Source organism: uncultured Microscilla sp., from assembly GCF_947493425.1.
Classification (GTDB): Bacteria; Bacteroidota; Bacteroidia; order Cytophagales; family Microscillaceae; genus Microscilla.
Genome location: NZ_CANLRP010000384.1, coordinates 1 through 1,401, shown reverse-complemented (window position 1 = coordinate 1,401; position 1,401 = coordinate 1). Strand labels below are relative to the sequence as shown.

Here is a 1,401-nt window from a genome sequence, read left to right as displayed (position 1 = left end):
CAAAAAACGTAAACCTCCTTGTTGGACGAAAATGAAGGGAGTTATCACTCCCTTGTAAAACCATGTACAGTAGGATGTTTCTATTCCTCTAAGACGAGCAAGTCCCTGATAATCAGGCTGAACTCCACACCGATAAAAATATTGGCTGAGTAATTCTTCCGAAAGAGCTTCATTAGTTACTACTTCATTCCAAAAGTAAGGAGTAGTAACTTTCCCAGTCTGATAAGCTTCTTTTAAATCATAAGGTACGTTAGATGATGATAGCAAAAGTTTTGAAAACTTTTGTACCAAGTCAAAGTGAAAGATATTATGTTTATAAACTCTAGTGAAAAAACTTTTTGTTATCTCCCTGTTAGTTAATACACTTACACTTTTTTTAGAAGAATGTAACGAATGTAATATATATGGTATCGGAGGGAATAAGGCTTGATTTAAACCACTCTCCTTGAGTAATACCAAAAACCTGTTTAAAGGTTTTGAATCGTCAAAAAATATTTCCTTGAAGAAATCATACTCTAGATCAAAAGAGTGATGCAAAAAATTGCCTGAAAATGGTAAGGAAAGTAGCTGATTAACTTTTTCTTTTTTTATCATCAATTATTTTCTTGTTCTAAATAGAATTAGGCTTGTAATCATTTTTTTCGACATATTCTTTATGTTAAATCGAGGGTGATTTTTTGAATACAAAACCACTTTTCTAAACTTTTGTCCTTAGGAAATACCATAAAACTAATGGGAAAGCTAGTTATTTTGTCAAGATTAAAGCATGCCGAAGGATTCACGATTTGTTTTTTCAATGCTCTTTTTTGAACATTGCCTCCCTGAGAAGTAAGAAAGAGATTGATATTATCTAGCTCTTTTACTTTCGCTAATATGTTTTTTGATGGTAGAGGTTCTTTTATTAAGGTCAAGTATTGTAAGTTAAGTTGTTGGTTTTGATTAAATACAAACTCAATATCCTGCTCGATATAACTTTGCAATAAATGGAATAGCCAGCTTGAAAAAGTATTAATTACCTCACCTTGTTTCATTTTCTGAGTTCTGTGTTTAAATGCCATTTTTTGGCGTTTCATTTCTAACAGTTCTGCTATGTTTTTACTAATACTTGATATAGTTTTCTCATCAACGCTTCCTGTATATTTAAACAATGTTTGGTGGGTCAGAGGTGAATAATTATGAACAATTTGTTCTTCTATTGCTTTTTGAATAGTACCAAAATCATTTTGTGTTTGTATCAATGATAAACCTAAATTGTGACTGGTAACATCAGCACTATTTAGCAACTTTAAGATTTTTTTTGCTTCTTTATTATCCATCGTATAATTACCTTCTGTATAAAATCTAGTGATGACAATTTAAATGACCATTATGAGGCTAAATATGTACTCATTATCTACAAAA

The 1,401-nt window shown here is 30.9% G+C and carries 2 protein-coding genes; both read right to left on the bottom strand.

Annotation, left to right across the window (positions count from 1 at the left end):
- On the bottom strand, positions 1–594 hold a 594-nt coding region (locus Q0954_RS33905), incomplete at its 3' end, for a hypothetical protein (RefSeq protein ID WP_299466514.1).
- A gap of 59 nt (positions 595–653) precedes the next feature.
- Positions 654–1,316: a hypothetical protein gene (locus Q0954_RS33900; RefSeq protein ID WP_299466511.1), complete on the bottom strand. Its 663-nt coding sequence runs from the start codon at positions 1,314–1,316 to the stop codon at positions 654–656.
- Between the last annotated feature and the right edge of the window lie 85 nt (positions 1,317–1,401).